Origin of the sequence: Gordonibacter sp. (genome assembly GCF_036667095.1) — a bacterium.
GTDB lineage: Bacteria > Actinomycetota > Coriobacteriia > Coriobacteriales > Eggerthellaceae > Gordonibacter.
On record NZ_JAVWUP010000182.1, the window covers coordinates 1 to 4,800 of the forward strand.

A 4,800-nucleotide genomic window follows, 5' to 3' on the forward strand; every position below is an offset into this window, starting at 1 on the left:
GATCCTCCAGATCCTCCAGATTTCAAGGTACTCCTCTGCTCCCTGGATGTCCATGCTCCAACTTGCGGGATTCGTCCAGTATGATGCGGCCTCCGGCACGTGTCTGATCTTCTGCCTTCGAGGTTGCGAAGTCGCACGTATAATGATGGCGATATCGGCGCAGTGCGCCCGTTTCGGCCTCGATCCATGCAGGGCTTCAAAGTGCGAAAGGAACGACATGGCGATCCACGAGGGCAGGACGTTGCTCATCGCGAACCCGGCCGCGCAAAACGGCAACGGTGCCGCTGCGGCTGCGCGGGCAGCCGAGACGCTGCGAGCCTCGATGGGTGATGAGCGCTTCTCGCTGGTCCTTACCGAATCTGGCCGTCAGGCTATCGGGCTGGCGTCGCAGGCGGGTGATTTCGATACCGTGCTGGCGCTTGGCGGGGACGGTATCGTCCACGAGGTGGCGAACGGCCTTATGATGCTTTCCGGCGAAGATCGTCCAGTGCTGGGTGTGATTCCCGTGGGCTCGGGCAACGACTATGCTCGTACGCTGGGTATTTCTGCAACCCTTGATCGGGCGGTGCAGCAGGTGCTGGAAGGCAGACCGCGCGCGATGGATGTCGGGCGGTGCAATGGCGAGCACTTTGTGGAAACGCTCTCGTTCGGCCTGGACGCCGCCATCGCGCTCGATACGGTCGAGCGCCGCAAGAGATCGCGTCTCACTGGCACGCTGCTCTATGCGGCAAGCGGCCTCGATCAGCTGCTACACCATCTGGTCGAGTACCGTTTCGAGGCGCGCTTCGACGGGGACGAGCCGGTGCAGGGCTCCATGTTCCTGTTCGCCGTGCAAATAGGCCCCACGTACGGCAGCGGCTTTCGCATCTGCCCCGACGCCCAGCCGGACGACGGCCTGTTCGACCTCTGCATTGCCCGGCCGCCCCTGAGCGTGCTGCGGGCCACCTACATCTTCCTCATGGCGAAGAGCGGATGGCACACACGGTTTCAGCAGGTCGAGTTTCTCCGGGTCTCGTCGCTCGACGTACGGTTCGACTGCCCGCTGGCTGCGCAGGTTGACGGCGAGCTGATTGTGGGGGACCGTTTTCTCATTGAGATCGTGCCGCACGCGCTGCGGGTGCTGACACCTGCTTGGTAGGCGGGCTCTGGCGACAACCTTACTACTGCAATTGGGCAGGGAGATACAACAGCACGGCGCTTAAGTCGAAAGTTTCCCAAAACGGTTCCGTCACCTGCCTTTGGGAGGGCGGGTGTTTTTCGGAGAACGTCGTAGCTTGAGGTATAATGCAGGGCGAGCCGAAGGGAGCGCGAACTCCCACCGGCTCTAAGAATCGCTTCGGCGGTTTGGGTTTGTTTCTAGCGCTCCGGCCCCTTGCGGGATCGGAGCGCCTCCTTTATCACCAAAAACAACTCGATGACGCGGGATACCAGCTCTAAAAGCACTGCAGCAAGCATGAACAAATCCAAAACGGTCATGGGCTTCACCTCCGTTCATCTAGAATAATGAGAGGGAGAGGCACCAAGCCGCCGGGCGTTTCCTGATGCATACTATAGCGCCGCGACCTTGCGGATCGACCGTATCCTTGCCGTATAAAAGCCGCATCTATCTGGCATTGTCTCAGCAAATCGACCGTCAGGAATCAGGCAAGGCCAAAGCAGATTTCAAGCAGAATTCCCGCAAGCTGCAAGCTTTGCGCATTATCCGCTACGATGGCTACGGTACGGCAGTAGGTCGTACCGGGTACGCCGCGCGATGCGGCGCTGCTGCGATCCGTGGCGAAGCGAGGATGTGCATGAGCGAAGGATTTCTGCCGGTCAACCGCCAGGATATGGAAGCACGCGGTTGGGACGAGGTCGATTTCGTCTACGTGTCGGGCGATGCGTACGTCGACCATCCCTCGTTCGGCATGGCCATCATCACGCGTTTGCTCGAAGCGCAGGGCTATCGTGTGGGCGTCATCACACAACCCGATTGGAACGACCCGACCAGCATGGCTGTGCTCGGCGAGCCGCGGCTGGCTTTCCTTGTATCGGCAGGCAATATGGACTCCATGGTGAACCACTACACGGTGGCGAAGAAGCGCCGCCGAGAGGACGCGTACTCGCCGGGAGGCGAGGCGGGCCTGCGGCCGAACCATGCGGCCGTCGTGTATTCCAACCTGATCCGTCGCACGTTTAAGGCGACGCCCATCGTGCTGGGCGGCATCGAGGCCAGCTTGCGCCGTCTTGCCCACTACGACTACTGGTCCGACAAGATGAAGCGCTCCATCCTGCTGGATTCGGGCGCCGACCTCGTGTCCTTCGGCATGGGGGAGCACTCCATCGTAGAAATCGCCGACGCGTTGGCCGCGGGCCTGGCTATCGAGGACCTTACGTTCATCGAGGGCACCGCGTATCGGGCGAAGTCGCTCGACCATGTCTATGATGCCGTGGTGCTGCCATCGTTTTCCGAGATGCAGGATGATCCGCTGGCGTATGCGCGCAGCTTTGCCGTGCAGTATCGCAACAGCGATCCCTATACCGGCAAGCGCCTGGTGGAGCCGTACTCCGACCATGAGTTTGTGGTGCAGAACCCGCCGTCGGCACCGCTTACGACCTCCGAGTTCGACGCGGTGCACCGCCTGCCATATCAGCGCACGTACCATCCGATGTACGAGGGAAAAGGCGGCGTGCCCGCCATCAAGGAAGTGAAGTTCAGCCTGACCAGCAGCCGCGGCTGCTTCGGCGAGTGCGCGTTTTGCGCGCTCACGTTCCATCAGGGGCGCATCGTGCAGGCGCGCAGCCACGACTCGCTTGTGGTCGAGGCGGAGGCCATCGCCGCTGACCCTGCTTTCAAAGGTTATATCCACGACGTGGGAGGCCCCACGGCGAACTTCCGCGCCCCTGCGTGCTCCAAGCAGCTTGAGCACGGTGCCTGCCCGAACAAACGCTGCCTGTCTCCCGAGCCGTGCGGCCAGCTGCAGGTCGACCATGCCGACTACCTGGAGCTACTGCGCCGCTTGCGCCGGGTTCCCGGCGTGAAGAAGGTGTTCGTGCGCTCCGGCATCCGCTTCGACTACTTGTTGGCCGACTGCGACCACGGCGACGAGTTCTTGCACGAGCTCTGCGAGCACCATGTGAGCGGCCAGCTCAAGGTGGCGCCCGAGCACGTGTCCGATGTCGTACTCGCCTACATGGGCAAGCCCCGCAGGCTCGTGTACGACCGCTTCGTCCAGCGCTACACCCGCGTGAACGAAGAGCTGGACAAGAAGCAGTACCTCGTGCCCTACCTCATGTCCTCGCATCCGGGCTCCACGCTCGACGAGGCCGTCGAGCTGGCCGAGTACGTGCGCGATTGGGGCTACAATCCCGAGCAGGTGCAGGATTTTTATCCCACCCCCTCAACGATGTCCACGGTCATGTACGCCACTGGCGTGGACCCGCGCACCATGCAGCCCGTTTACGTGCCGAAGAGCCCGCACGAGAAAGCCCTCCAGCGCGCCCTCATCCAGTATCGCGATCCGAAGAACCACGACCTTGTGGTGGAGGCGCTCAAGAAGACCGGCCGCAGAGATCTCGTAGGCTACGGCCCGAAGTGCCTCGTGAGGCCGGGGAAGGACGAGCGTCCCGGCAACAGGTTGCCCGCCCAGAGCGGATCGACCGCAGCCAAGTCGGCCGCGGCGGCTCCCGAGCGAAAAGGCGGGACCTCCCGTCCCGGCAGCGCGGGGAAGAGTCCGTCCGGCGGCCGCTCCTCGGACGGGGGGCGGCGCACGGATGCAAAGCCGAGCTCGACTTCGAGTCGCAATCAGAACCGAAACCAGAAACCGGGGGCGAAGTCTGGCTCGAAGGCAGCTTCGAAGCCAAAACCAGGCTCGACGCCGCGGCAGAAGCCGGGTCCGAGTCGGAACCCGAAGCAAAGCCCCCAAGGACCGAAGGGTCGTCGTACGCGCTAGCTGCCCATATCGAACCGAGGACGCAGTGCATTGCAGGTCAGACCTAAGTCAGGCCCTCGGGTTCTTGAGTTCGGCCTTAGCCTTGTCGATGAGTTCCTGACGGGAATTGACCATGAGCTTCAGGTAGACGTTGGAGCGGTGCCGCTTTACCGTGTTTTCCGAAATGAACAGCTCGTCGGCAATGTGCTTGAGCGAATTGCCGTCTGCAAGCAGAACGAACACGTCCTTCTCTCGAGGACTCAGTTCGTAGTCATCGGCAAGGTGCGCAAGCGCGTCGCCTCGGTCGGTCTTGTCGTGGACCGCCATGGCGGCGGCTAGCGACAGTTCTTCTTGGCGACGTGCAAAAACAAGGGCGCCCAGCAGCACCGCGGCGGCCGCTCCTCCCACGATTACCCGCGACTCCACGCCCAAGAGCGTTGTCAGCGATCCAAGACCGGTGGCCAGGTAGAACAGGGCGAGGGACAGGCAGGCGTTCGGCGCACATCGCCGTCTTTGCCGATTGGTCGTTGTGAAGGAAGCGGCTGTCAGCAGCAGGAAGCTCGACCAATGCAGAGATCCTGTGACCACCACGACCAGCTCGCCCGGTTGCGGCAGGAAAAGCCACAGCGCTATCGCGACGCAGAAGATCACGCCGCCTTCTTGGCCTCGATGGCTGCTGCTGCGCCGGCGCCCCCGAAGCCGACCACGACCACATCGGCTTCCTTGGTCCATGTAACGTCGTCGGAAGCGCCTGTCGTGTTCCCTCCGGCACCGGCGCTCTTATCTGAAGTGCTCTTGGGCGCACATGCGCTCAGGGCTCCCGCCAAAGACAACCCTGCACCTGCGAGTGCGGCGGTCTTCAAGAAATTCCTGCGTGAAACCTCGTTTT

Annotated in this window: 4 protein-coding genes; 2 read left to right on the forward strand and 2 right to left on the reverse strand. The window is 62.3% G+C overall.

Annotated elements, in window-relative coordinates; all coding sequences use genetic code 11:
- The first annotated feature begins 217 nt into the window (after nucleotides 1-217).
- Complete coding sequence (locus tag RR842_RS11935; protein WP_332520911.1) at nucleotides 218-1,138, forward strand: diacylglycerol kinase family protein; 921 nt, start codon at nucleotides 218-220, stop codon at nucleotides 1,136-1,138.
- Between the two features lie 655 nt (nucleotides 1,139-1,793).
- Entirely contained in the window at nucleotides 1,794-3,932 is a 2,139-nt protein-coding gene (locus tag RR842_RS11940) for a YgiQ family radical SAM protein (RefSeq protein WP_332729868.1), read from the forward strand.
- A 48-nt stretch (nucleotides 3,933-3,980) separates the two neighbouring features.
- On the opposite strand, the gene RR842_RS11945 is transcribed toward RR842_RS11940, so the two are convergent.
- Together RR842_RS11945 and RR842_RS11950 are read right to left on the reverse strand one after the other, a co-directional pair.
- Nucleotides 3,981-4,562: a helix-turn-helix transcriptional regulator gene (locus RR842_RS11945; protein WP_332729869.1), complete on the reverse strand. Its 582-nt coding sequence runs from the start codon at nucleotides 4,560-4,562 to the stop codon at nucleotides 3,981-3,983.
- The coding region (locus RR842_RS11950; RefSeq protein ID WP_332729870.1) for a twin-arginine translocation signal domain-containing protein at nucleotides 4,559-4,800 on the reverse strand (242 nt) is incomplete at its 5' end. The genes RR842_RS11950 and RR842_RS11945, both read right to left, overlap by 4 nt.